Source organism: Pseudomonas sp. PB120, assembly GCF_009761815.1.
Lineage (GTDB): Bacteria > Pseudomonadota > Gammaproteobacteria > Pseudomonadales > Pseudomonadaceae > Aquipseudomonas.
On the sequence record NZ_RWIN01000033.1, the window covers coordinates 1 to 21,873 of the forward strand.

General features: G+C 60.2%; 21 protein-coding genes. 7 read left to right on the plus strand and 14 right to left on the minus strand.

Annotated elements, in window-relative coordinates; genetic code table 11:
• Positions 1 to 362: 362 nt before the first annotated feature.
• The 4 genes from thrC to xerD all read right to left on the minus strand — a co-directional run bounded on the left by thrC (position 363) and on the right by xerD (position 5,169).
• Positions 363 to 1,772, minus strand: a complete 1,410-nt coding sequence (gene thrC, locus EJA72_RS05055; protein ID WP_157710424.1) for a threonine synthase — start codon at positions 1,770 to 1,772, stop codon at positions 363 to 365.
• A gap of 66 nt (positions 1,773 to 1,838) precedes the next feature.
• Entirely contained in the window at positions 1,839 to 3,143 is a 1,305-nt protein-coding gene (locus EJA72_RS05060; protein ID WP_033056454.1) for a homoserine dehydrogenase, read from the minus strand.
• Between the two features lie 134 nt (positions 3,144 to 3,277).
• A complete protein-coding gene (dsbC, locus tag EJA72_RS05065) occupies positions 3,278 to 4,009 on the minus strand; it encodes a bifunctional protein-disulfide isomerase/oxidoreductase DsbC (RefSeq protein WP_157710426.1) in 732 nt (243 codons plus the stop codon).
• A 263-nt stretch (positions 4,010 to 4,272) separates the two neighbouring features.
• On the minus strand, positions 4,273 to 5,169 hold the full coding sequence (gene xerD / locus EJA72_RS05070) for a site-specific tyrosine recombinase XerD (protein WP_157710427.1): 897 nt from the start codon (positions 5,167 to 5,169) through the stop codon (positions 4,273 to 4,275).
• 107 nt (positions 5,170 to 5,276) lie between these two features.
• Here xerD and EJA72_RS05075 point away from each other — a divergent pair, with 107 nt between their 5' ends.
• The gene (locus EJA72_RS05075) at positions 5,277 to 7,088 is read left to right on the plus strand and encodes a sodium:proton antiporter (RefSeq protein WP_157710428.1); all 1,812 of its coding nucleotides are present in this window, start codon (positions 5,277 to 5,279) and stop codon (positions 7,086 to 7,088) included.
• 62 nt (positions 7,089 to 7,150) lie between these two features.
• Here the strand turns inward: EJA72_RS05075 and rplS are convergent, their stop codons facing one another.
• The 5 genes from rplS to ffh form a co-directional block, all read right to left on the minus strand.
• Entirely contained in the window at positions 7,151 to 7,501 is a 351-nt protein-coding gene (rplS, locus tag EJA72_RS05080) for a 50S ribosomal protein L19 (protein WP_003175895.1), read from the minus strand.
• Between the two features lie 45 nt (positions 7,502 to 7,546).
• Positions 7,547 to 8,299 (minus strand): tRNA (guanosine(37)-N1)-methyltransferase TrmD, encoded by a 753-nt coding sequence (trmD, locus tag EJA72_RS05085; protein WP_007897583.1) that lies wholly within the window; start codon positions 8,297 to 8,299, stop codon positions 7,547 to 7,549.
• A 2-nt stretch (positions 8,300 to 8,301) separates the two neighbouring features.
• Entirely contained in the window at positions 8,302 to 8,838 is a 537-nt protein-coding gene (rimM, locus tag EJA72_RS05090; protein ID WP_157710430.1) for a ribosome maturation factor RimM, read from the minus strand.
• A 5-nt stretch (positions 8,839 to 8,843) separates the two neighbouring features.
• Positions 8,844 to 9,095, minus strand: coding sequence for a 30S ribosomal protein S16 (gene rpsP / locus EJA72_RS05095; protein ID WP_007944872.1), 252 nt, complete (start codon positions 9,093 to 9,095; stop codon positions 8,844 to 8,846).
• Between the two features lie 250 nt (positions 9,096 to 9,345).
• On the minus strand, positions 9,346 to 10,722 hold the full coding sequence (gene ffh / locus EJA72_RS05100) for a signal recognition particle protein (RefSeq protein ID WP_157710431.1): 1,377 nt from the start codon (positions 10,720 to 10,722) through the stop codon (positions 9,346 to 9,348).
• 195 nt (positions 10,723 to 10,917) lie between these two features.
• On the opposite strand from ffh, the gene EJA72_RS05105 reads away from it, so the two are divergent.
• The 3 genes from EJA72_RS05105 to EJA72_RS05115 all read left to right on the plus strand — a co-directional run bounded on the left by EJA72_RS05105 (position 10,918) and on the right by EJA72_RS05115 (position 14,591).
• Positions 10,918 to 11,730, plus strand: a complete 813-nt coding sequence (locus tag EJA72_RS05105; protein ID WP_157710432.1) for an inner membrane protein YpjD — start codon at positions 10,918 to 10,920, stop codon at positions 11,728 to 11,730.
• A gap of 12 nt (positions 11,731 to 11,742) precedes the next feature.
• A complete protein-coding gene (locus EJA72_RS05110) occupies positions 11,743 to 12,978 on the plus strand; it encodes an HlyC/CorC family transporter (protein WP_157710433.1) in 1,236 nt (411 codons plus the stop codon).
• A 296-nt stretch (positions 12,979 to 13,274) separates the two neighbouring features.
• The gene (locus tag EJA72_RS05115) at positions 13,275 to 14,591 is read left to right on the plus strand and encodes an MFS transporter (RefSeq protein WP_157710434.1); all 1,317 of its coding nucleotides are present in this window, start codon (positions 13,275 to 13,277) and stop codon (positions 14,589 to 14,591) included.
• Positions 14,592 to 14,704: 113 nt separating this feature from the next.
• Here EJA72_RS05115 and purT read toward each other — a convergent pair whose 3' ends face one another.
• From purT to EJA72_RS05140, 5 genes are all read right to left on the minus strand, one after another.
• Positions 14,705 to 15,886 (minus strand): formate-dependent phosphoribosylglycinamide formyltransferase, encoded by a 1,182-nt coding sequence (gene purT / locus EJA72_RS05120; RefSeq protein WP_157710435.1) that lies wholly within the window; start codon positions 15,884 to 15,886, stop codon positions 14,705 to 14,707.
• 96 nt (positions 15,887 to 15,982) lie between these two features.
• Entirely contained in the window at positions 15,983 to 16,450 is a 468-nt protein-coding gene (locus tag EJA72_RS05125; RefSeq protein ID WP_157710436.1) for a VUT family protein, read from the minus strand.
• A 121-nt stretch (positions 16,451 to 16,571) separates the two neighbouring features.
• Positions 16,572 to 16,787 (minus strand): DUF1289 domain-containing protein, encoded by a 216-nt coding sequence (locus tag EJA72_RS05130; RefSeq protein WP_157710437.1) that lies wholly within the window; start codon positions 16,785 to 16,787, stop codon positions 16,572 to 16,574.
• Entirely contained in the window at positions 16,784 to 17,308 is a 525-nt protein-coding gene (locus EJA72_RS05135) for a gamma carbonic anhydrase family protein (RefSeq protein ID WP_027924900.1), read from the minus strand. The genes EJA72_RS05130 and EJA72_RS05135 overlap by 4 nt, the downstream gene beginning before the upstream one ends.
• Before the next feature lie 56 nt (positions 17,309 to 17,364).
• Positions 17,365 to 17,964: a CoA pyrophosphatase gene (locus EJA72_RS05140; RefSeq protein ID WP_157710438.1), complete on the minus strand. Its 600-nt coding sequence runs from the start codon at positions 17,962 to 17,964 to the stop codon at positions 17,365 to 17,367.
• Positions 17,965 to 18,110: 146 nt separating this feature from the next.
• Here EJA72_RS05140 and EJA72_RS05145 point away from each other — a divergent pair, with 146 nt between their 5' ends.
• The 3 genes from EJA72_RS05145 (at position 18,111) to lon (ending at position 21,838) form a co-directional block, all read left to right on the plus strand.
• A complete protein-coding gene (locus EJA72_RS05145; RefSeq protein WP_157710439.1) occupies positions 18,111 to 18,662 on the plus strand; it encodes an NUDIX hydrolase in 552 nt (183 codons plus the stop codon).
• Between the two features lie 56 nt (positions 18,663 to 18,718).
• Positions 18,719 to 19,222 (plus strand): murein L,D-transpeptidase family protein, encoded by a 504-nt coding sequence (locus EJA72_RS05150; protein WP_157710440.1) that lies wholly within the window; start codon positions 18,719 to 18,721, stop codon positions 19,220 to 19,222.
• 198 nt (positions 19,223 to 19,420) lie between these two features.
• Entirely contained in the window at positions 19,421 to 21,838 is a 2,418-nt protein-coding gene (gene lon / locus EJA72_RS05155; RefSeq protein WP_157710441.1) for an endopeptidase La, read from the plus strand.
• The last annotated feature ends 35 nt before the right edge of the window (positions 21,839 to 21,873 follow it).

The window sequence follows — 21,873 nt, forward strand, 5'->3', positions numbered from 1 at the left end:
CTCGCTTTGCTTTTGATCGAGGCGCCACGTTGACCACGATGGCCGAACGCAGGCATTGCTCCGTGGGGAAACCGGCAGGACGCCGGTTTAGCCGCGCTGGGCCAGGGATGGCCCATCGCGGCGACCCACGGAGCAATGCCGGAGTGAGGGCATGCCGAGCCTAGGCGAGGTACCAAGTGGTGGGGCAAGAGCATTTGGTTACTTTGTGCCGGGCCGCGCAGGCTTTTCAAAGTGACGCGCTGTAAAAGCGAAACCATTACCCGCCATCACACAAAAAACGGATATGCCCCCAACTCAACCCAACCCAACCAAAAACAAAAAAGCCCGTCATCAAGACGGGCTTTAAACAAACTACCGAGCGCTTACAGAGGCTTACCCCGATTACCATGCTGGCTAACAAAAGCCTGCACCGCTTTCAGGTCATTCGGCAACACCGTGCAACGCTCATCGCGCTTAAACAGGTCAGCCAGGTGCACAGGCAATTCCAGCGCCTTGCCCACACCCGCCTTCTCCACCGCATCCGGGAATTTGACCGGATGGGCAGTCCCGAGGATCACCATCGGAATATCAAGGCTGCGACGGCATTCCCGCGCAGCCTTGACGCCAATGGCCGTGTGCGGGTCCAGCAACTCGCCGGTCTGCTCATAGACTTCAGCGATGGTCTCGCAGGTTTGCGCATCATCCACAGCCAACGAATCGAACAGCTTGCGAGCTTCCGTCCAACGCTCCTGTTCAACGCTGAAACCGCCGCCCTGCTTGAACGAGTCCATCAAACCGGCAATCGCCGCGCCATTGCGACCGTGCAGGTCGAACAGCAGGCGTTCGAAGTTGGACGAAACCATGATGTCCATCGACGGCGACAACGTCGCGTGCAGGGTTTCCTTGACGTACTGATTGCCGCTCATGAAGCGGTGCAGGATGTCGTTGCGGTTGGTGGCGACGATCAACTGGTTGATCGGCAGGCCCATGTTGCGTGCCAGGTAACCGGCGAAGATGTCGCCGAAGTTGCCGGTTGGCACCGAGAACGACACCGAACGCGCCGGACCGCCCAACTGCAGGGCTGCGTGGAAGTAGTAGACGATCTGGGCCATGATCCGCGCCCAGTTGATCGAGTTCACTGCGACCAGGCGAGTGCCCTTGAGGAAGCTCTGGTCGGCGAAGCTCGCCTTGACCATCTCCTGGCAGTCGTCGAAGTTGCCTTCGATGGCGATGTTGTGGATGTTCTCGCCGAAGATGGTGGTCATCTGGCGACGCTGCACTTCAGACACGCGGTTGTGCGGGTGCAGGATGAAGATGTCGACGTTTTCGCAGTGCTTGCAGCCTTCGATGGCGGCCGAACCGGTATCACCGGAGGTGGCACCGACAATGACAACGCGCTCACCGCGCTTTTCCAGCACGTAATCGAGCAGGCGACCGAGCAGTTGCAGGGCGAAGTCCTTGAACGCCAGAGTCGGGCCGTGAAACAGCTCCAGCACCCATTCGTTGCCATTGAGCTGACGCAACGGCGCAACGGCGTTGTGCGAGAACACGCCGTAGGTTTCTTCCAGGATCTTCTTGAAATCGGCATCAGGGATGCTGCCGGTCACGAACGGGCGCATCACCCGGAAGGCCAGCTCGTGATACGGCAGGCCGGCCCAGGAAGCGATTTCTTCCTGGGTGAAACGTGGCAGGTTTTCCGGGACGTACAGACCGCCGTCAGTGGCCAGACCGGCCAGCAGGACGTCTTCGAAATTCAGGGCCGGTGCCTGGCCGCGGGTACTGATATAACGCATGACTGGCTCCAATAGACAGTGTTCGCAAACCCGGGCCCGCTCGCGAGCCCGGTGAACGATAACGGCTTAGTTCAGGTGCTCGACGCGGATCCGTACAACCGGACCGACCACGCCAGCCAACGCTTCGAGGGCGGCGATCGCGTCGTTCATGTGCTGTTCCAGCACACGGTGGGTCAGCAGGATCATCGGTACCAGACCGTCATGCTCTTCGACTTCTTTCTGCATGATCGATTCGATGTTGATGCCGCGCTCCGACAGGATGCTCGCCACCTGGGCCAACACGCCCGGATGGTCCTTGGCCTGAATGCGCAGGTAGTAGGAGCTTTCGCAGGCTTCGATCGGCAGGATCGGGTGCGCCGACAGCGAATCCGGCTGGAAGGCCAGGTGCGGCACGCGGTTTTCCGGGTCCGAGGTCATGGCGCGAACCACGTCCACCAGGTCGGCGATCACCGACGAAGCGGTCGGCTCCATGCCGGCGCCAGCGCCGTAGAACAAGGTCGAACCGGCAGCGTCGCCATTGACCATCACCGCGTTCATCACGCCATTGACATTGGCGATCAAGCGATCGGCCGGGATCAGTGTCGGGTGCACGCGCAACTCGATACCGGCCGCCGTGCTGCGAGCCACGCCGAGGTGCTTGATGCGATAGCCCAGCGCTTCGGCGTAGTTCACGTCAGCGGTGGTCAGCTTGGTGATGCCTTCGGTGTAAGCCTTGTCGAACTGCAGCGGGATACCGAACGCGATGGACGCCAGGATGGTCAGCTTGTGGGCCGCGTCGATGCCTTCGACGTCGAAGGTCGGATCGGCTTCGGCGTAACCCAGGGCTTGCGCCTCGGCCAGCACGTCTTCGAAGGTGCGACCCTTCTCGCGCATTTCGGTCAGGATGAAGTTGCCGGTGCCGTTGATGATGCCGGCAACCCAGTTGATGCGGTTGGCGGACAGGCCTTCACGGATCGCCTTGATCACCGGAATGCCACCGGCCACGGCCGCTTCGAACGCCACGATCACGCCTTTCTCGCGAGCCTTGGCGAAAATTTCATTACCGTGAACGGCGATCAACGCCTTGTTCGCGGTTACCACATGTTTTCCGTTCTCGATCGCTTTGAGTACCAGCTCGCGGGCAACGGTGTAGCCGCCCACCAACTCTATGACGATGTCGATCTCAGGGTTCGTGGCCACTTCGAAGACATCGTTGGTAATCGCAATACCGGTCGTCTGGAACTGAGGCTTTGGCGTGCGCGTGGCAATTTGTGCCACTTCGATTCCACGCCCGGCACGACGAGCAATTTCCTCGGCGTTGCGCTGAAGTACGTTGAAGGTACCGCCACCGACGGTCCCTAACCCACAGATGCCTACTTTGACCGGTTTCACTGTGAACTCCCCATAAAACGGCCGACTCGAGGCCGGCCGTGAAAACAGCCGCATGCTCGCGGCTCTCTATTAATGACCCGGCCAATGTTGCCGCCGGACCATGATCGTCAAAGGCTGACCGTGACGATACGAATTTATTTCGCGCTCAGCGCCAGTTTGGCGACTTGTGGCGCAGGCTGGTAGCCCGGAATGACCTGACCGTCGGCCAAAACGATGGCCGGCGTGCCGTTCACGCCAATCGACTGACCCAGGGCGAACTGCTTGGAAACCGGGTTATCGCATTTGGCGGCCTTGATTTCCTTGCCGTCGACCATTTTGTCCATGGCCGCTTTCTTGTCCTTGGAGCACCAGACCGCCTGCAGCTGTTCGTCACCCGGCGAGCCCAGGCCCTGGCGCGGGAACGCGACGTAACGCACTTCAATGCCGCGCTTGTTCAGCTCAGGCACTTCGGCGTGCAGCTTGTGGCAATACGGGCAGGTGGTGTCGGTGAACACGGTGATGTGCGACTTGGTTTCGCCGATGGCCGGGTAAACCACGGTTTCCGCGACCGGAATGTCATTGATCAGTTTGGAAACGCCCAGGCGCTCGGTCTTCTCGGTCAGGTTGACCGGTTTACCATCCTTGAGCTGGAACAGGTAACCCTGAACGATGTACTGGCCATCGGCGCTGGCGTAGAGCACGCGGCTGCCTTTGAGTTTGACTTCGTACATGCCCGGCAGCGGGCTGGCACTGATGCTTTCGACCGGCACCTCGAGCTCGAGGTTTTCCAGGCTTTTACGAATGGCTTTGTCGGCCGCGTCATCGGCGATGGCAAAGGTGCTGGCCAACGCAATGGCAGCGGCGGCGAAAATCTGGATCAGACGCATGAGAACTCCTGAAGGCTGACAAATGGGACGCTCAGAACGCCCGTGCCGAAACACCGGGTCATAAACGCCCATCGTGCAAACCGGCAAAGCCTACCACATAAGGGCTGTGTGGCCGAATGCGCCAGACGCAAGACATTGGCGACAGGTTTTCTGTAGGAGCGAGCATGCTCGCGATGGTCGTTAACGATAACGCGGGGAATCTGATTCCCCCGCGGTGTTCCTGAGTCCATCGCGAGCATGCTCGCTCCTACAGAGGCTTGCGGTCAGCCGCGCGGGTGGTGTTTGGCGTGCAAGTCCTGCAACCGTGCTCGGGCGACATGGGTGTAAATCTGGGTGGTGGACAGATCGCTGTGACCGAGCAGCATTTGCACCACGCGCAGATCGGCGCCGTGGTTGAGCAAGTGCGTGGCAAAGGCGTGACGCAGGGTGTGCGGCGACAGCGACTTGCCGATGCCGGCGACCTTGGCCTGGTGCTTGATGCGATGCCAGAACGTCTGGCGGGTCATCTGCTCGCCACGCTGACTGGGAAACAGCACATCACTGGGGCGCCCGCCGAGCAGTTCGCCACGGGCGTCGCGCATGTAACGCTCGACCCAGACAATCGCCTCCTCCCCCATCGGCACCAGCCGTTCCTTGCTGCCCTTGCCCATCACCCGAAGCACGCCCTGGCGCAGGTTGACCTGCTCCAGCGTCAGGCTGATCAACTCCGTGACCCGCAGGCCACAGGCATAGAGCACTTCGAGCATGGCGCGGTCCCGCTGGCCGATGGCTTCGCTCAAGTCCGGCGCTTTCAGCAGCGCCTCCACGTCAGCTTCCGACAAGGACTTAGGCAATGGTCTACCGAGCTGAGGCATGTCGACGCGCAATGTCGGATCAACCGCGATCAGTTTTTCCCGCAGCAAATAGCGATAGAACCCACGCACGCCAGACAGAAATCGCGCAGTTGAACGGGGTTTGTAGTTTTGCTCCAGACGCCAGGCCAGGTGATCGAGGATCAATTCACGGCCGGCGCTGATCAGTTCCAGGCCCTTGTCCTGCAACCAGCCATTGAACAGGGCAAGGTCGCTGCGGTAGGCGTCGCGCGTGTTATCCGACAATCCTTTTTCCAGCCACAGGGCGTCGAGAAACTGGTCTATCAAGGGGTGATCAATGGCAGGCATGGGCACTCGAAACACGCTGACTTGAGACAGCGCGCGAAAAAAAGGTGAACGGTAAAAATGACCGCTAGTCTTTCATAGCGCGCAATTTCAAGGAACAGGGAGCTTCAATGAGCGAGCAGCAGATTCTGTTGGCGTTTGGCGGCATCGGTGCTGCGGCCTTGGGGTGTCAGTGGCTGGCCTGGCGCCTGAAGCTGCCGGCGATCCTGTTTCTGTTGCTGACCGGCATTCTGGTGGGCCCGGTGCTGGGCTGGCTCGACCCGCAGGAAATGTTCGGGCCGCTGCTGATGCCACTGGTTTCACTGGCCGTAGCGCTGATCCTGTTTGAAGGCAGCCTGACGCTGCACCTGTCGGAATGGCGCGAAATCGGCAGCGTCGTACATCGACTGGTGACGATTGGCGCGCTGTCGACCTGGGTTGTCATTGCCGTCGCCACCCATTGGCTGCTCGGTTTCGACTGGCTGCTCGCCGTCCTCTTCGGCAGCTTGACGCTGGTGACCGGCCCGACCGTTATCGTGCCGATGCTGCGCGTGGTGCGGCCGAAAGCCTCGATTGCCAACATCCTGCGCTGGGAAGGCATTGTCATTGACCCCATCGGCGCCCTGCTTGCGGTCGTGGTCTACAGCTTCATCATCGCCCGTTCTTCGGTTGACGGCTTGAGCCAGGGCCTGTTGACGTTCGGCGGCGTGATTGCATGTGGCTGCGCGTTCGGGATCGCCGGTGGCTGGGTCCTCGGGACCATCATCCGGCGCCAGTGGCTGCCGGAATACCTGCACAACCTGGCGGCGCTCGCGGCGGTACTGGGCATTTTTATCGCAGCCAATACGGTGATGCATGAATCCGGACTGCTGGCGGTCACGTTGATGGGCCTGTGGCTGGCGAATATGAAGGACGTGGATGTGCGGGACATCCTGCACTTCAAGGAAAACCTCAGCGTGCTGCTGATTTCCGGGTTGTTCATTTTGCTGGCGGCGCGGCTGGACTTGAACGCGTTGATCGGCCTCGGTCCGCTGGTGGTGATCTTGCTGCTGATCATTCAATTCATTGCCCGACCTTTGAACGTAATGCTCTGCACGGCAGGGTCGAGCTTGAGCTGGCGCGAGCGCGCACTGCTGTCGTGGATCGCACCTCGTGGAATCGTGGCTGCCGCAGTGTCGGCGATATTCGCCATTCGCCTGGATGAAGCCGGGCATGAGGGCGCGTTGCTGCTGGTGCCGTTGACGTTTGCGGTGATCATCGGCACCGTGGTGCTGCAAAGCGCCACGGCGCGGCCACTGGCCCGCCTGTTGAAAGTCGCCGAGCCGGCGCCCAGCGGCTTTCTGATCGTCGGCGCCAACACCCCGGCACGCACATTGGGCAAGGCCTTGCAGCAGTTGGGCAGTCGCGTGCTGCTGACCGATTCGAGCTGGGAGAATATCCGGGCGGCGCGCATGGACGGTTTGCCGACCTACTTCGGAAACCCCGCCTCCCAGCATGCCGACGCACACCTGGACCTGGTTGGCTTGGGGCATTTGCTGGCGCTGTCACCATCCGGCGAGCTCAACACCCTGGCGTCGATGCGCTTTCGCCACGACTTTGGCCATCAACGGCTGTTTGGCCTGGCCAGCGGTCAGGAAAGCCGCCGCACCGACAAACACCGCGCCAGTCTTCAACATCGCGGGCGGTTACTCGGTAACGAGGAATTGACCTACACCCGCTTGGCCAACCTGCTGCACCAGGGATCCGAGCTCTACAGCACGCATCTGACGGAGGGGTTTGACTGGGAAGACTACCAGGCGCTACACGGAGATCGCGCAACACTGCTGTTCGTTCGCGATGACAGCGGCTGGGTGCATGTGGTGACATCCGACAGTGCGCTGAAGCCGTCGGTGGGGTGGACGGTGCTGGCGTTGATTCAACCTGAGGCCAGCGGGGCCACATGACCGATTCGCAGGCAACAAAAAAGCAGCCCGTAGGCTGCTTTTTTCTGCATCGGAAGCTGGACTTAAGCCAGTTTTTCCTTGATGCGAGCTGCTTTACCGGACAGGTCACGCAGGTAGTACAGCTTGGCTTTACGTACGTCACCGCGACGTTTAACGGCCATGCTGTCGATTTGCGGGCTGTAGGTCTGGAAAGTACGCTCTACGCCAACACCGTTGGAGATTTTACGAACGGTGAAAGCACTGTTTACGCCGCGGTTACGCTTGGCGATAACAACACCTTCGAACGCTTGCAGACGCGAACGGTCGCCTTCCTTCACTTTCACCTGAACGACAATGGTGTCGCCCGGGGCAAAGGTAGGGATCTCTTTGGTCATCTGCTCTGCTTCGAGTGCAAGGATGATTTTGTTAGTCATGCTGTGCTCCTAAGGTAAATCAACGGACTTACCATCGATACGTTGTTAACTATCGTCCCGCTCGCGGATGTATTCCTCGAGCAGCTTCTTCTCTTCTCCAGAAAGCGAGCGGCTTTCCAGAAGATCGGCGCGTCGTTCAAAGGTCCTACCAAGGGACTGCTGTAAACGCCAACGCCGGATATGCGCGTGATTGCCACTTAGCAACACGTCGGGAACACGCTGATCCGCATACACCTCCGGTCGGGTGTAGTGCGGGCAATCCAGCAGACCGTCCGTAAAGGAATCTTCCTCGGCGGAGTCCGCATGCCCTAAAGCTCCAGGCAGCAGTCGTGTAACCGCATCAATCAGGACCATCGCCGGCAGCTCGCCGCCAGACAGTACATAGTCGCCAATCGACCACTCTTCATCGACATGAGCATCAATAAAACGCTCGTCAATGCCTTCGTAGCGGCCGGCAATCAGGATCAATGCATCCAGATTCGCCAACTCGCGTACCGCCGACTGAGTCAGTTGACGGCCTTGGGGGGACAGGTAAATTACCTTCGCCGCCTCCCCGGCTGCTGCCTTGGCCTGAACCAGAGCATCTTCCAGGGGTTTGATCTTCATCACCATGCCCGGACCACCGCCAAATGGGCGATCATCCACAGTGTGATGTCGATCCGTCGTGTAGTCTCGCGGATTCCAACAGGTGAGCTGCAAGAGCCCCTGTTTCACCGCCCGACTGGTGATGCCGTACTCGCTGATGGCGGAGAACATCTCGGGAAACAAACTGATCACTTCTACGCGCAAATTAGCCACGTTTAGAAGTCCGCGTCCCAATCCACCTTCATCTCGCCTGCTGCGAGGTCGACGGCCAACACGCATTGCTCCGTATAGGGCAACAGGCGTTCGCGATCATCCAGGCTGCCCGCGCAAGGCTTGACCACCATTACATCATTGGCGCCGGTTTCCAGAAGATGATCGATCTTCCCGAGCAGTTGCCCGAGTTGGTCAATGACCTTCAGACCTTCCAGCTGGTACCAGTAGTACTCGCCGTCGGTCAATTCAGGGAACAGGTTGCGCGGCACGCAGATCTCATAACCGGCCAGAAGACGAGCTTCTTCGCGATCATCAAGACCCTTGAGCTTTGCGACCAGGAACTTATCGCTCCCTCGTCCGCTGACCAGCTCAACCTGCTTCACATTGCCCTCGCGCTTGAGCGTCCAGGTTTTGTACTGCAACAGGTTTTCAGTCGGATCAGTAAAGGAATAAACCTTCACTTCGCCGCGAACGCCATGAACAGAATAAATTTTGCCGATAACGATCAAATCATCAGCAACAGTTGGCGTCGCGTTCATATTGCTCAGGCCGCAGCCTTAGCCGCGTCCTTCAACAACTGAGCAACACGCTCAGAAGGTTGTGCACCAACGCTCAGCCAGTAGGCTACGCGCTCTTGGTTCACGGACAGACGGACTTCTTGACCACGAGCAACTGGGTTGAAGAAACCAACCTGTTCCTTGTGCGAACCGTCGCGCGGGTTGCGGCTGTCGGTTACGGTCAAGTGGTAAAACGGGCGCTTTTTGGAGCCGCCAAGGGCAAGACGGATTGTTAGCATGTGAACATCGTTCCTGTAGTCGGTGCTGCAAATCTAAAGGCACAGCGGGCATAGGTGCCCGAAAGGCCGCATATTCTAAGGAATATCCGGACTTTTGCAAATGTCTTTTTCCGGCTGCCTATCGGCCGCCATCCAGATTTGCTATAGAGCCGTCGTTGAAAACGGCCAGTCAGCTCCCGCCAAGTGCGGGTTTGCTGGAGATCCCGCTTCCTTGCGGGTCTGCGCCGGTGCGATGACCGGCGCGGATTCTTTACATTCTCGGCATGCCGCCGCCGGGCAACATACCGCCCATGCCGCGCATCATTTTGGCCATTCCGCCTTTTGCGGAGAATTTCTTCATCATCTTCTGCATCTGCTTGTGCTGCTTGATCAAGCGACCGATGTCCTGCACCTGCGTGCCGGAGCCCATGGCGATGCGGCGTTTGCGCGAACCGCTGATCAGGTCAGGGTCACGGCGCTCGGCCGGGGTCATGGAGTTGATGATGGCTTCCATCTGCTTGAATTGCTTCTCTGCCGCGCCCTGGGCATTGCCCATTTGCGCCAGATTCACGCCGCCCATGTTCGGCAGCTTGTCCATGAGGCCGCCGAGGCCACCCATGTTCTTCATCTGTTGCAGCTGATCGCGGAAGTCTTCGAGGTCGAAGCCCTTGCCCTTTTTCAGCTTCTTGGCCAGTTTATCGGCCTTATCCTTGTCGAGCGTGGCTTCGGCCTGCTCGATCAGGCTGAGCACGTCGCCCATGCCGAGGATGCGCGAGGCAATACGTTCAGGGTGGAACGGATCGAGCGCTTCGCTCTTCTCGCCCATACCGATGAACTTGATCGGTTTGCCGGTGATGGCACGCACCGACAGCGCGGCACCGCCACGGGCATCGCCGTCGACCTTGGTCAGGATCACGCCGGTCAGCGGCAGCGCATCGCCAAAGGCCTTGGCCGTGTTGGCGGCATCCTGGCCAGTCATGGCGTCGACCACGAACAGCGTTTCGACCGGGTTGATCGCGGCGTGCAACGCCTTGATCTCACCCATCATCTCTTCGTCGATGTGCAAACGACCGGCGGTATCGACGATGACCACGTCGATGAATTTGAGTTTTGCTTCCTTAATAGCCGCTTGCGCAATCTCGACCGGCTTCTGGCTCAGGTCGGACGGGAAGAACGTAACGCCGACTTCACCGGCGAGCATTTCCAGCTGCTTGATCGCCGCCGGACGGTAAACGTCCGCGGACACGACCATGACCGACTTCTTCTTGCGCTCTTTAAGGAAGCGCGCGAGTTTGCCGGCGGTGGTGGTTTTACCCGCGCCCTGCAAACCGGCCATCAGAATGACTGCGGGCGGAACGGCGCTCAGGTTCAGGTCTTCGTTGGCCGCGCCCATCAGGCTTTCGAGTTCGGCCTGGACGATCTTCACGAAGGCCTGGCCCGGCGTCAGGCTGCGCGACACCTCGGTGCCGACGGCGCGTTCCTTGACCGAATTGACGAAGTCCTTCACCACCGGCAAGGCGACGTCAGCTTCGAGCAACGCCATGCGCACTTCACGCAGGGTGTCTTTGATGTTGTCTTCAGTCAGCTTGGCCTTGCCGGTGACATGGCGCAGCGTCTGCGAGAGACGGTCGGTTAAGTTTTCAAACATTGCGCGATCCTTTCAGGCCCTGTGTAGACCGGGATAATGGCGGCCCAGACCGTGATAAACATGTACTCGGCGAGCCTGCGGCGTGGGCAGGTCGCGGATTATAGCGAAGACTGCGTCTGGCGGACACCTCGCACTTTCGTGTGATGAGGGTTCTATGCCAAACTCAGCGCCTTTCGGGCTTGCCTAACAGGATTTATGCTCCCCTTGTCACCCAGTTTGCTTACCACCCTCGCCGCCGCCTGCTTATATGCCGCTGCGACTTTCTATCAGGGCACTCGCCTGGCCAACGGCGCCAAGGCGAACAAGCGCCTGCTGGTCACGCTCGGCGTGCTGGCCGTGCTGGCTCACAGCGCCAGCCTGTTCACCCACCTGCTGACCCCGATCGGCCTGGGCCTGGACTTTTTCAGCGCCGCCAGCCTGATTGCCGCCGCGGTCATTGCCCTGACCCTGCTGGCCTGCTCGCGAATCCCGGTAGAAAACCTGCTGGTATTGCTCTTCCCGCTCGGTGCCGCCACGGTGCTGCTCGCGCAATTCGCCCCCGCCGGCACGGTGCAGATCATCGACGAAGAGCCGGGCATTCTCGCCCATATCCTGTTGTCGATCCTCGCCTACGGCATGTTCACCATCGCGGTGTTCCAGGCATTGTTGCTGCTGGTCCAGGACCATCAGCTCAAGCACAAGCACCCGTCCGGGCTGATCAAGAACTTTCCGCCGCTGCAAACCATGGAAAGCCTGCTGTTCGGTTTCCTCTGGGCCGGCTGGACCCTGTTGTCGCTGTCGCTGATTTCCGGCTGGCTGTTCGTCGACAACCTGTTCGCCCAACACCTGGTGCACAAAACCCTGCTGGCATGCCTCGCCTGGATTGTCTTCAGCGTGCTGCTGTGGGGCCGCAATCGCCTCGGCTGGCGCGGACACAAGGCCATCCGCTGGACCCTCGCCGGTTTCTGCCTGCTGATGTTGGCGTATTTCGGCAGCAAACTGGTCCGCGAATACATCCTGCATATCTGACGGGCGGCATTAATGGACGACTTGCCCATAGGGCCGATGCTCGCTGTCATGGCCCTGCTGATTCTATGGTCGGGGCTGTTTACCGCGATCGAAGCCGCGCAGCAGCACTTGCTGGCCCAGCGCACGGCCACGCGCTCAAGCGACAAGCCGGTGGCGAAGCTCAGCTTTCCCCTCAACAGCCTGATTCTGTGCAATACCCTGTGCCGCGCATTGGTGGTAGTCCTCAGCACCTTGCTGGCGATTTTCACTTGGGCGGAAAACGGTCCATGGATCGCCTGCGCAGGGGCCAGCGCGGCGCTGCTGGTGTTCGCCGATTACCTGCCGCGCACCCTCGCCAGCCGTTATCCGGATGCGGTCCTGAACCTGGGCAACACCTTACTCCGCGCGCCGCTGAAAATCCTCTATCCCGCCGCCTGGCTGCTCAATGGCATCAGCCAGCTGCTGATGCGACCGTTCGCCCGTAAAGCAAACGTGGTGCAGCAAAGCGAAGACGAAGCACCGAGCGAACGACGCGACGATCACGATCATCCAGTCAGTCGCCCGCACCCACTGTCGGGCATCCATGCGCTGGACAACATCACGGTCAACGACATCCTGGTTCCGCGCAGTGATGTCGACGGCATCAATCTCGACGACTCGATCGAAGAAATCCTCGAACAGCTGCGCGCCAATCGACGCACGCGCCTGCCGGTGTTCCACAGCGATATAAACCAGGTCGAAGCGGTGCTCAATACCCGCCAGATCCGCCACCTGTTGCCCGATGGAAGCCTGACCCGGGAAGCCTTGCTGGCAGCCTGTCACGACCCGTACTTCGTGCCGGAAAGCACGCCGCTGCAGCTGCAGTTGCTGAACTTCCACAAGCAGCAGCGGCGTCTGGGCATGGTGGTCGACGAGTACGGCGAAGTGCTGGGCATCGTGACCCTGGAAGACATTCTCGAAGAAATCGTCGGCGAGTTCGAAAGCCAGCACAGCCTGGACAACCCGCATATCCACCCCCAGGCCGATGGCCGACTGGTGATCGATGGCGCGGCGTCGATTCGTGAATTGAACAAGAGCCTGGGCTGGCACTTGCCAAGCGACGGCCCGAAAACCCTTAACGGGTTGGTGACCGAGGCGCTGGAGACGATTCCGGACAGCGCGGTGTGCCTGAAGATCGGGCGTTATCGGCTGGAGATCCTGGAGACAGAAGACAATCGCGTCACTCGGGTGTTGATCTGGCATACCAGTTCAGTTCCGGTACCGATCTAAGAACTGACACCCTGCCTGTGGCGAGGGAGCTTGCTCCCGCTGGACTGCGAAGCAGGCCCGATTACAGCCAGTTTGCGGCCGCTGCGCGGCCGAGCGGGAGCAAGCTCCCTCGCCACAGAGTTTTCGACATTCCTTACCACTTGTTTGATCGTTAGCCGCCTTCCTATAATCGATGTCGCTTACCCAAGCCCCGCCACACCCTTGTGCTACCCGCACTTCGCGTTAAACCCACATCCCTGGGTGTTCGACCATAATAATTCGCTCCACCGGAGCATAAGACTGTCAGGGATCACCGCATGACGACGAGCACGACTTACAGCGAAACCACGCCTGCCCAACCGACGAACTCCGCCACCCGCGTGGCCACGGCGAGTTTCATTGGCACTGCCATCGAGTTTTACGACTTCTACGTCTACGCCACAGCGGCAGCGCTGGTGATCGGGCCGGTGTTCTTTCCGCAAACCTCCGGCACGGCGCAGATGCTCTCGGCGTTCCTTACGTTTGGTATCGCCTTCCTCGCACGACCGCTGGGTTCGGCGCTGTTCGGTCATTTCGGCGACCGCATCGGGCGCAAATCGACCCTGGTTGCCTCGTTGCTGCTCATGGGCGTGTGCACCACGCTCATCGGCGTGCTGCCGGGTTACGCCAGCATCGGAGCGTGGGCGCCGATCCTGTTGTGCGTACTGCGTTTCGGTCAGGGCTTGGGCTTGGGCGGCGAATGGGGCGGCGCGGCGTTGCTTGCCACCGAGAATGCGCCCAAAGGCAAACGCGCCTGGTTCGGCATGTTTCCGCAACTGGGGCCTTCGATTGGCTTTCTCGCCGCGAACGGCTTGTTCCTGACACTGGCGATGACGCTGAACGACGAACAATTCCGCTCGTGGGGCTGGCGGATTCCGTTCCTCCTCAGCGCCGTGCTGGTGATGGTGGGCCTGTACGTTCGCCTCAAACTCCACGAAACACCGGTGTTCGCCAACGCCATCGCTCGCCAGGAACGGGTCAAGATCCCGCTGGTCGAGCTGTTCAGCCAGTATTGGGCGCCGATGCTGCTGGGTGCCGGTTCGATGGTGGTGTGCTACGCGCTGTTCTACATCTCCACGGTGTTTTCGCTGAGCTATGGCGTGTCGACACTCGGCTATACCCGTGAAACCTTCCTCGGCCTGCTGTGCTTCGCCGTGCTGTTCATGGCCGCCGCAACGCCGTTGTCGGCCTGGGCCAGCGACCGTTACGGGCGCAAACCGGTGCTGATCATCGGCGGCGTGCTGGCGATTCTGTCCGGATTCCTGATGGAGCCGCTGCTGACCCAGGGTTCGACCTGGAGCGTGGCGCTGTTTTTGTGCATCGAGCTGTTTCTGATGGGTGTGACGTTTGCACCGATGGGGGCGCTGCTGCCGGAGCTCTTTCCAACGCGCGTGCGTTATACCGGCGCTTCAGCGGCGTACAACCTGGGCGGCATTGTCGGCGCCTCGGCGGCACCGTTCTTCGCGCAGAAACTGGTGGCGATGGGCGGTTTGAGTTATGTCGGGGGGTATGTGTCGGGGGCGGCGGTGTTGAGTTTGATTGCGGTGCTGTGCCTGAAAGAGACGCGCAATAATGACCTGAATCGGGTTGCCTGAATCAGAAGCATCGCCAGCAGGCTGGCTCCCACAAGATTGTTGGTTGGTCACAGATTTGTGTACAGCCAATTTCCATGTGGGAGCCAGCCTGCTGGCGATTGCCGCGCCTCGGTTTACAGCTCTACAACGACAGCCTGGGAAGCGCGGGTCGCCTTGGCACGAGCGGCCTCGATCGACTCATCCCGCGCCAGCGCCACACCCATCCGGCGCTGACCATTCACTTCTGGCTTGCCGAACAGACGCAACGCCGTATCCGGCTCGCTCAACGCAGCGCCCAGGTTGGCGAAAGCGGTCTGGGTCGACTGCCCTTCTACCAGGATCACCGCCGAAGCCGATGGCCCGAACTGACGGATCAACGGAATCGGCAGACCCAGAATCGCCCGGGCGTGCAGCGCGAACTGCGACAGGTCCTGGGAAATCAGGGTCACCAGGCCGGTGTCATGCGGACGCGGCGACACTTCGCTGAACCACACCTGATCACCCTTGATGAACAGCTCGACACCAAACAGACCGCGGCCACCCAGCGCCTCGGTCACGGCTTTGGCAACGCGCTCGGATTCTGCCAGGGCAACCGGGCTCATGGCTTGCGGCTGCCAGGATTCCTGGTAGTCGCCCTTCTCCTGACGGTGACCGACCGGTGCACAGAACGTAGTGCCACCGACGTGACGCACAGTCAGCAGGGTGATTTCGTAGTCGAAATCGATGAAGCCTTCGATGATCACGCGACCTTTGCCGGCGCGACCGCCTTCTTGCGCGTAATCCCACGCGGTTTTCACGTCATCGGCGCTGCGCAGCAGGCTCTGGCCCTTGCCCGACGAACTCATCACCGGCTTGACCACGCACGGGAAACCGAGGTCTTCAACGGCTTTGCTGTAAGCCTCGAAGGTGTCGGCGAAGTGGTACGGCGAGGTCGGCAGGTCCAGCTCTTCAGCGGCCAGGCGGCGGATGCCTTCACGGTTCATGGTCAGCTGCGTTGCGCGCGCGGTCGGGATCACGGTGAAGCCTTCGGCTTCCAGTTCGACCAGTGTCGCGGTGGCGATGGCTTCAATTTCCGGCACGATGAAATGCGGCTTCTCGGCTTCGATCACCGCACGCAGGGCGGCGCCATCGAGCATGTTGATCACGTGGCTGCGATGCGCGACTTGCATGGCCGGTGCATTGGCGTAGCGATCGACGGCAATCACTTCAACGCCCAGGCGTTGCAGCTCGATCACCACTTCCTTGCCCAACTCGCCACAGCCACACAGCATTACGCGAGTCGCGGTCGGCGACAATGGAGTTCCGATACGGGTCATCTCAGGTCCTCAAGAAGCGGATCATCGAGGGATGCGCCACGCGCGCTTCCCATGGGGAGAAAGCGCGGCATTTTACATGAACCGCAGGGTTTGGCTTCAGCCAGCGACAGCCTGTTTGCGCAAACGCCAGGCCATGATCAGCCACACGGCCGTTACGCCGGCGAACTTCGAACCCATGGCGGTAAGAATCACGGCCGGTGAGAGGGCGCCGATCATGCCGAAGAAGATGAAGGTATCGAGGGGAATGCTCAGCGCCGAACTTATCCACAGGCGATCATGCAAGGGGCGCTTGGTGATACTGAACACCAGCCAGTCGATGCATTCGGAGACTGCAAACGCCGTGGCGCTGGCCAGGGCGATGGACGGGTCTGACGTTACATAGGACAGCACCAGCGCCGCGAGCATCGCTGCAATCGCGCCATGGCCGAAGCGGATTTGCACCATGTCACGCAGCACAAACACCAAACCGCCCCAGGCTGACCAGATGATGTCCAGGTGTGGTGCGGTGGAAAAGGCGTAGTTGATCAGCACGACGCTGCTGATGTAGGCGATCAGGAAAAGCATGGGTAATTCACTGTAGGAGCGAGCTCGCTCGCGATGGTCGTTAACGATGATGCGTAAAAACGGATGTACGGCGGCGACCTCAGGTTTTTCGCGAGCAAGCTCGCTCCTACAGGGCGTGCGGTCAGTTGTTGGATTTGTTACCAATCATCCAGAGCAGGCCGCTGGACTTGGCCCGCTCATGGCACAACCCCAACACCTTGCGCCGCTCTTCGTTGTCCATCCGGCTCCAGCGGGTGATTTCCTCCACCGTGCGCTGGCACCCGGTGCAAATATCATCGTCGTCCAGCGCACAGATATTTACGCAGGGCGACAGCACCGGACGTTCGGGCGTGCTCATTCTTCCTGCTCGGCCAGGTCGCGGGCGTAGCGTTGCGAGTTATGCACATAGTGGGCGGCGCTGGCTTCCAGCATTTTCTTCTGCGGTTCGGTCAACTCGCGCACCACCTTGCCCGGCGAGCCCATCACCAGCGAACCGTCGGGAATTTCCTTGCCTTCGCCAATCAGCGAATTGGCGCCGATGATGCAGTTCTTGCCGATTTTCGCGCCGTTGAGAATCACCGCATTAATGCCGATCAGGCTGTAGTCGCCGACAGTGCAGCCGTGGAGCATGGCGTTGTGGCCAATGGTCACACCGGTGCCGATGGTCAGCGGGTAGCCCATGTCGGTGTGCATTACCGTGCCGTCCTGGACGTTGCTGTTCTTGCCAATCAGGATCAATTCGTTGTCGCCGCGCAGCACGGCGTTGAACCAGACGTTGGCACCCTCTTCCAGCTTGACCTTGCCCACCAGCACAGCATTGGGTGCGACCCAGCTTTGCGGATGGGTTTCGACGCGGGCGTCGCCCAGGCGGTATTTCATCTTGTTGTCCTCAGGGTTCAGGCAGCCGCGATTCACGCGCCATACGAGCGATGGCTTCAGGTGTTGATAAAACTCTTGGGAGGCTGGTGCAGGCTGATTTTGGCGTCATAGAGCAAGTTGATCAACTCGACGATCATGATCGCGGTCAGTCCCCAGATCTTGTATTCGCCATACCGATAACTCGGCACGTACCAACTTCGGCCCTGATAGTCGATGCGATGGGTATGTTCGCGCGGGTCCTCGCGGAAGAATTCCAACGGCACGCTGAACACCGCGGCGATCTCGGCATCGTTGGCCAGGTATTCGACAAAATCCGGAATCACCCCTACATAAGGCGTGACCTTGATGCCGTGCAGGGAAATCAGCGGGCTCAGCGGGCCGATCACTTCAACCAGCCCGGGCGGCAGGCCGATTTCTTCTTCGGCTTCGCGCAGGGCGGTGAAAATCAGGTCCGGATCTTCGGGGTCGCGCCGTCCGCCGGGGAAGGCGACTTCGCCGCCATGGGTCGAGAGCCCGCTGGCGCGCAGGGTCAGAACCAGTTCCGGTTCATCACTGCGGGTGATGGGCACCAGGACCGCGGCTTCAGGAAAACGCTTGTCGGTTTCCAGTGTGCGTGGGATGTGGTTGCTTACTCGATGCAGTAGCTCGTCCAGCATGAGTCTTCTCGATTTATTCGCTACCTCGCATCATGCACCAATCACACTGACCGCCCAACCCCCGAAACGCCGCTTGTCGCTAAACGACAACTTGCCGACAGACACCGCCGCACGCCAAGATAGGCGCAGCATTCAGGAACCCAAGCATGAAATTTTGCAGCCAGTGCGGCAACCCGGTGACACAGCGCATTCCCGAAGGCGATTCGCGCCTGCGCTTCGTCTGTGACAGCTGTCAGGCGATTCACTATCAGAACCCCAACATTGTCGCTGGCTGTGTGGCAACCTGGGGTTCCAAGGTGCTGCTGTGCCGTCGCGCCATTGAGCCCCGGCTCGGTTACTGGACCCTGCCCGCCGGTTTCATGGAGAACGGTGAAACCATCGAGCAGGCGGCGATTCGCGAGACGGCCGAAGAAGCCTGCGCCCGGGTGCGCAACCTGAGCATCTATACGTTGATCGATGTACCGCACATCAGCCAGGTGCACGTGTTTTTCCGTGCCGAACTGGCTGATCTCGACTTTTGCGCCGGTCCCGAGAGCCTGGAAGTGCAGCTTTTCGAGGAAGCGGACATCCCTTGGTCTGAGCTGGCTTTCCGCACGGTGGGCCGTACTTTAGAATGCTTCTTCGCTGACCGGCGGGCCGAGGTCTACCCCGTGCGGTCCGAATCGATCCCGCCGCTTGCTCAGCCTGCCATCACTTAGCTCTTAAAATTATCTATAACTAAAATAGTCGCGACACCTCTAGGGATATCGTTTCAATGCGCTGGTTGCTTGCCCTGTTTTGCTTGTCGTTCGTTGTTGTTTCCCAAGCGTCTACCGTGGTCACGCTGGATGGCAAACCCATCGATAAGGTGTTGGTGCTCAAGTCTGCCCATCAACTGCAATTGATCGCCGACGGCAAACCGTTGCGAACCTACCGCGTGTCCCTGGGCAAACAGCCCCGGGGCGCAAAACTGATGGAAGGTGATAAACGCACCCCCGAGGGTATCTACTGGGTGGACTGGCGCAAGGTCAGTGACCGCTTCAACCTGGCCATGCACATCAGTTACCCCAACGTCGCCGACTCCGCCCGTTCGCGCCGCGAGGGTGTCGATCCCGGTGGCATGATCATGATCCACGGCACGCCCGACACCTACGATTACCCGGAAAACCTGTTCCACACGCTGGACTGGACCGATGGCTGCATCGCCATGCGTAACATGGACATGCGCGAAGTCTGGGGTCTGGTGCCGGACGGCACGATGATCGAAATTCGCCCTTAAAACACCCCCGTTTCTCGAAAAGCCCGCTGCCCCTGACCAGTCCAGCGGGCTTTTTCATTTGCGCGCGTTGTGCCGATCCGGCACTGAGCGAGGCGCAGCTGTCCAGAACCTGAACACGCGTCACGAAATACCTCCAGCCATTGAAACCACCCCTCACCTGCCCCATCTAAGACCCATACCCCATTGCGCAGGTGCCCCATGAGCGACCAGCAAGAATTCCCCGAAGACCCGAGCGAGTACGCCGACCCAGAGAACGCCGAACACCACGCCACCGGCAAAGGCCTCGCCCTGCCCGGCCAGAACCTGCCGGACAAGGTCTACATTATCCCGATCCACAACCGCCCGTTCTTCCCGGCCCAAGTGCTGCCGGTGATCGTCAATGAAGAACCGTGGGCTGAAACGCTGGACCTGGTGAGCAAATCCGATCACCACTCCCTGGCCCTGTTCTACATGGACACGCCCCAGGAAGACCCGCGCCACTTCGACACCTCGGCCCTGCCGCTCTACGGCACGCTGGTCAAGGTGCACCACGCCAGCCGCGAAAACGGCAAACTGCAATTCGTCGCCCAGGGCCTGACCCGCGTGCGCATCCGCACCTGGCTCAAGCACCATCGCCCGCCGTACCTGGTGGAAGTCGAATACCCGCACCAGCCGACCGAGCCGACCGACGAGGTCAAGGCCTACGGCATGGCGCTGATCAACGCGATCAAGGAACTGTTGCCGCTCAACCCGTTGTACAGCGAAGAGCTGAAGAACTACCTCAACCGCTTCAGCCCCAACGACCCGTCGCCACTGACCGACTTCGCTGCCGCCCTGACCTCGGCCACCGGCAACGAGCTGCAAGAAGTGCTCGATTGCGTGCCGATGCTCAAGCGCATGGAAAAAGTCCTGCCGATGCTGCGCAAGGAAGTCGAAGTCGCGCGGCTGCAGAAAGAAATCTCCGCCGAAGTTAACCGCAAGATCGGCGAGCATCAGCGTGAGTTCTTCCTTAAAGAGCAGCTAAAAGTCATCCAGCAAGAGCTGGGGCTGACCAAGGACGACCGCAGCGCCGACATCGAGCAGTTCGAACAGCGTCTGGAAGGCAAGGTGTTGTCGACCCAGGCGCAGAAACGCATCGAAGAGGAAATGAACAAGCTGTCGATCCTCGAGACCGGTTCGCCGGAGTACGCGGTCACGCGCAACTACCTCGACTGGGCGACCTCGGTGCCGTGGGGCGTATACGGCGAGGACAAGCTTGACCTCAAGCACGCGCGCAAGGTGCTGGATAAACACCACGCCGGCCTCGACGACATCAAGGACCGCATTCTCGAATTCCTCGCGGTCGGTGCCTATAAAGGCGAGATCAGCGGCTCCATCGTGCTGCTGGTCGGCCCGCCGGGCGTGGGCAAAACCAGCGTCGGCAAGTCCATTGCCGAATCCCTGGGCCGGCCGTTCTACCGCTTCAGCCTCGGCGGCATGCGCGACGAAGCCGAGATCAAGGGCCACCGCCGCACTTACATCGGCGCGCAACCGGGCAAACTCGTGCAAGCGTTGAAAGACGTTGAAGTGATGAACCCGGTGATCATGCTCGACGAGATCGACAAGATGGGCCAGAGCTACCAGGGCGACCCGGCCTCGGCGCTGCTGGAAACCCTGGACCCGGAACAGAACGTCGAATTCCTCGATCACTACCTGGACCTGCGTCTGGACCTGTCGAAAGTGTTGTTCGTGTGCACCGCCAACACCCTGGACTCGATCCCCGGCCCGTTGCTGGACCGGATGGAAGTGATTCGCCTGTCGGGTTACATCACCGAAGAAAAAATCGCCATCGCCAAGCGCCACCTGTGGCCCAAGCAGCTGGAAAAAGCCGGCGTGTCCAAAGGCAGCCTGAGCATCAGCGACAGCGCATTGAAGGCATTGATCGACGGCTACGCTCGCGAAGCCGGTGTACGCCAGCTGGAAAAACAACTGGGCAAACTGGTGCGCAAAGCCGTGGTGAAGTTGATCGACGAACCGAAAGCGGTGATCAAGCTCGGTCCGAAAGACCTTGAAGCGTCGCTGGGGCACCCGGTGTTCCGCAACGAACAAGTGCTGTCCGGCACCGGCGTGATTACCGGCCTGGCCTGGACCAGCATGGGCGGCGCGACCTTGCCCATCGAAGCGACACGGATTCACACGCTGAACCGGGGCTTCAAGCTCACCGGACAACTGGGCGACGTGATGAAAGAGTCGGCAGAAATTGCCTACAGCTACGTCAGCTCGAACCTGAAGTCGTTTGGTGGCGATCCGAAATTCTTCGATGAGGCTTTCGTTCACCTGCACGTACCGGAAGGCGCGACGCCGAAAGACGGCCCAAGCGCCGGCGTGACCATGGCCAGTGCCTTGCTCTCACTGGCCCGCAATCAGCCACCGAAAAAAGGCGTGGCCATGACCGGGGAACTGACCCTGACCGGGCATGTACTGCCGATTGGCGGCGTGCGCGAGAAGGTGATTGCAGCGCGGCGACAGAAGATTTTCGAATTGATCTTGCCGGAGCCTAACCGTGGGAGCTTCGAGGAGTTGCCGGATTACCTGAAGGAAGGGATCACCGTGCATTTCGCCAAGCGTTTTGCGGATGTGGCGAAGGTGTTGTTCTGACAGTCCTGTAGCGCCTGCACGATTGCTATCGCGAG

What these genes read in the sequence shown, in the direction of transcription:
- thrC (WP_157710424.1), bottom strand. Translation starts at nt 1,772, where the DNA reads ATGCGTTATATCAGTACCCGCGGCCAGGCACCGGCCCTGAATTTCGAA.
- dsbC (WP_157710426.1), bottom strand. Translation starts at nt 4,009, where the DNA reads ATGCGTCTGATCCAGATTTTCGCCGCCGCTGCCATTGCGTTGGCCAGC.
- xerD (WP_157710427.1), bottom strand. Translation starts at nt 5,169, where the DNA reads ATGCCTGCCATTGATCACCCCTTGATAGACCAGTTTCTCGACGCCCTG.
- EJA72_RS05075 (WP_157710428.1), top strand. Translation starts at nt 5,277, where the DNA reads ATGAGCGAGCAGCAGATTCTGTTGGCGTTTGGCGGCATCGGTGCTGCG.
- rplS (WP_003175895.1), bottom strand. Translation starts at nt 7,501, where the DNA reads ATGACTAACAAAATCATCCTTGCACTCGAAGCAGAGCAGATGACCAAA.
- rimM (WP_157710430.1), bottom strand. Translation starts at nt 8,838, where the DNA reads ATGAACGCGACGCCAACTGTTGCTGATGATTTGATCGTTATCGGCAAA.
- rpsP (WP_007944872.1), bottom strand. Translation starts at nt 9,095, where the DNA reads ATGCTAACAATCCGTCTTGCCCTTGGCGGCTCCAAAAAGCGCCCGTTT.
- ffh (WP_157710431.1), bottom strand. Translation starts at nt 10,722, where the DNA reads ATGTTTGAAAACTTAACCGACCGTCTCTCGCAGACGCTGCGCCATGTC.
- EJA72_RS05105 (WP_157710432.1), top strand. Translation starts at nt 10,918, where the DNA reads ATGCTCCCCTTGTCACCCAGTTTGCTTACCACCCTCGCCGCCGCCTGC.
- EJA72_RS05110 (WP_157710433.1), top strand. Translation starts at nt 11,743, where the DNA reads ATGGACGACTTGCCCATAGGGCCGATGCTCGCTGTCATGGCCCTGCTG.
- EJA72_RS05115 (WP_157710434.1), top strand. Translation starts at nt 13,275, where the DNA reads ATGACGACGAGCACGACTTACAGCGAAACCACGCCTGCCCAACCGACG.
- purT (WP_157710435.1), bottom strand. Translation starts at nt 15,886, where the DNA reads ATGACCCGTATCGGAACTCCATTGTCGCCGACCGCGACTCGCGTAATG.
- EJA72_RS05125 (WP_157710436.1), bottom strand. Translation starts at nt 16,450, where the DNA reads ATGCTTTTCCTGATCGCCTACATCAGCAGCGTCGTGCTGATCAACTAC.
- EJA72_RS05130 (WP_157710437.1), bottom strand. Translation starts at nt 16,787, where the DNA reads ATGAGCACGCCCGAACGTCCGGTGCTGTCGCCCTGCGTAAATATCTGT.
- EJA72_RS05135 (WP_027924900.1), bottom strand. Translation starts at nt 17,308, where the DNA reads ATGAAATACCGCCTGGGCGACGCCCGCGTCGAAACCCATCCGCAAAGC.
- EJA72_RS05140 (WP_157710438.1), bottom strand. Translation starts at nt 17,964, where the DNA reads ATGCTGGACGAGCTACTGCATCGAGTAAGCAACCACATCCCACGCACA.
- EJA72_RS05145 (WP_157710439.1), top strand. Translation starts at nt 18,111, where the DNA reads ATGAAATTTTGCAGCCAGTGCGGCAACCCGGTGACACAGCGCATTCCC.
- EJA72_RS05150 (WP_157710440.1), top strand. Translation starts at nt 18,719, where the DNA reads ATGCGCTGGTTGCTTGCCCTGTTTTGCTTGTCGTTCGTTGTTGTTTCC.
- lon (WP_157710441.1), top strand. Translation starts at nt 19,421, where the DNA reads ATGAGCGACCAGCAAGAATTCCCCGAAGACCCGAGCGAGTACGCCGAC.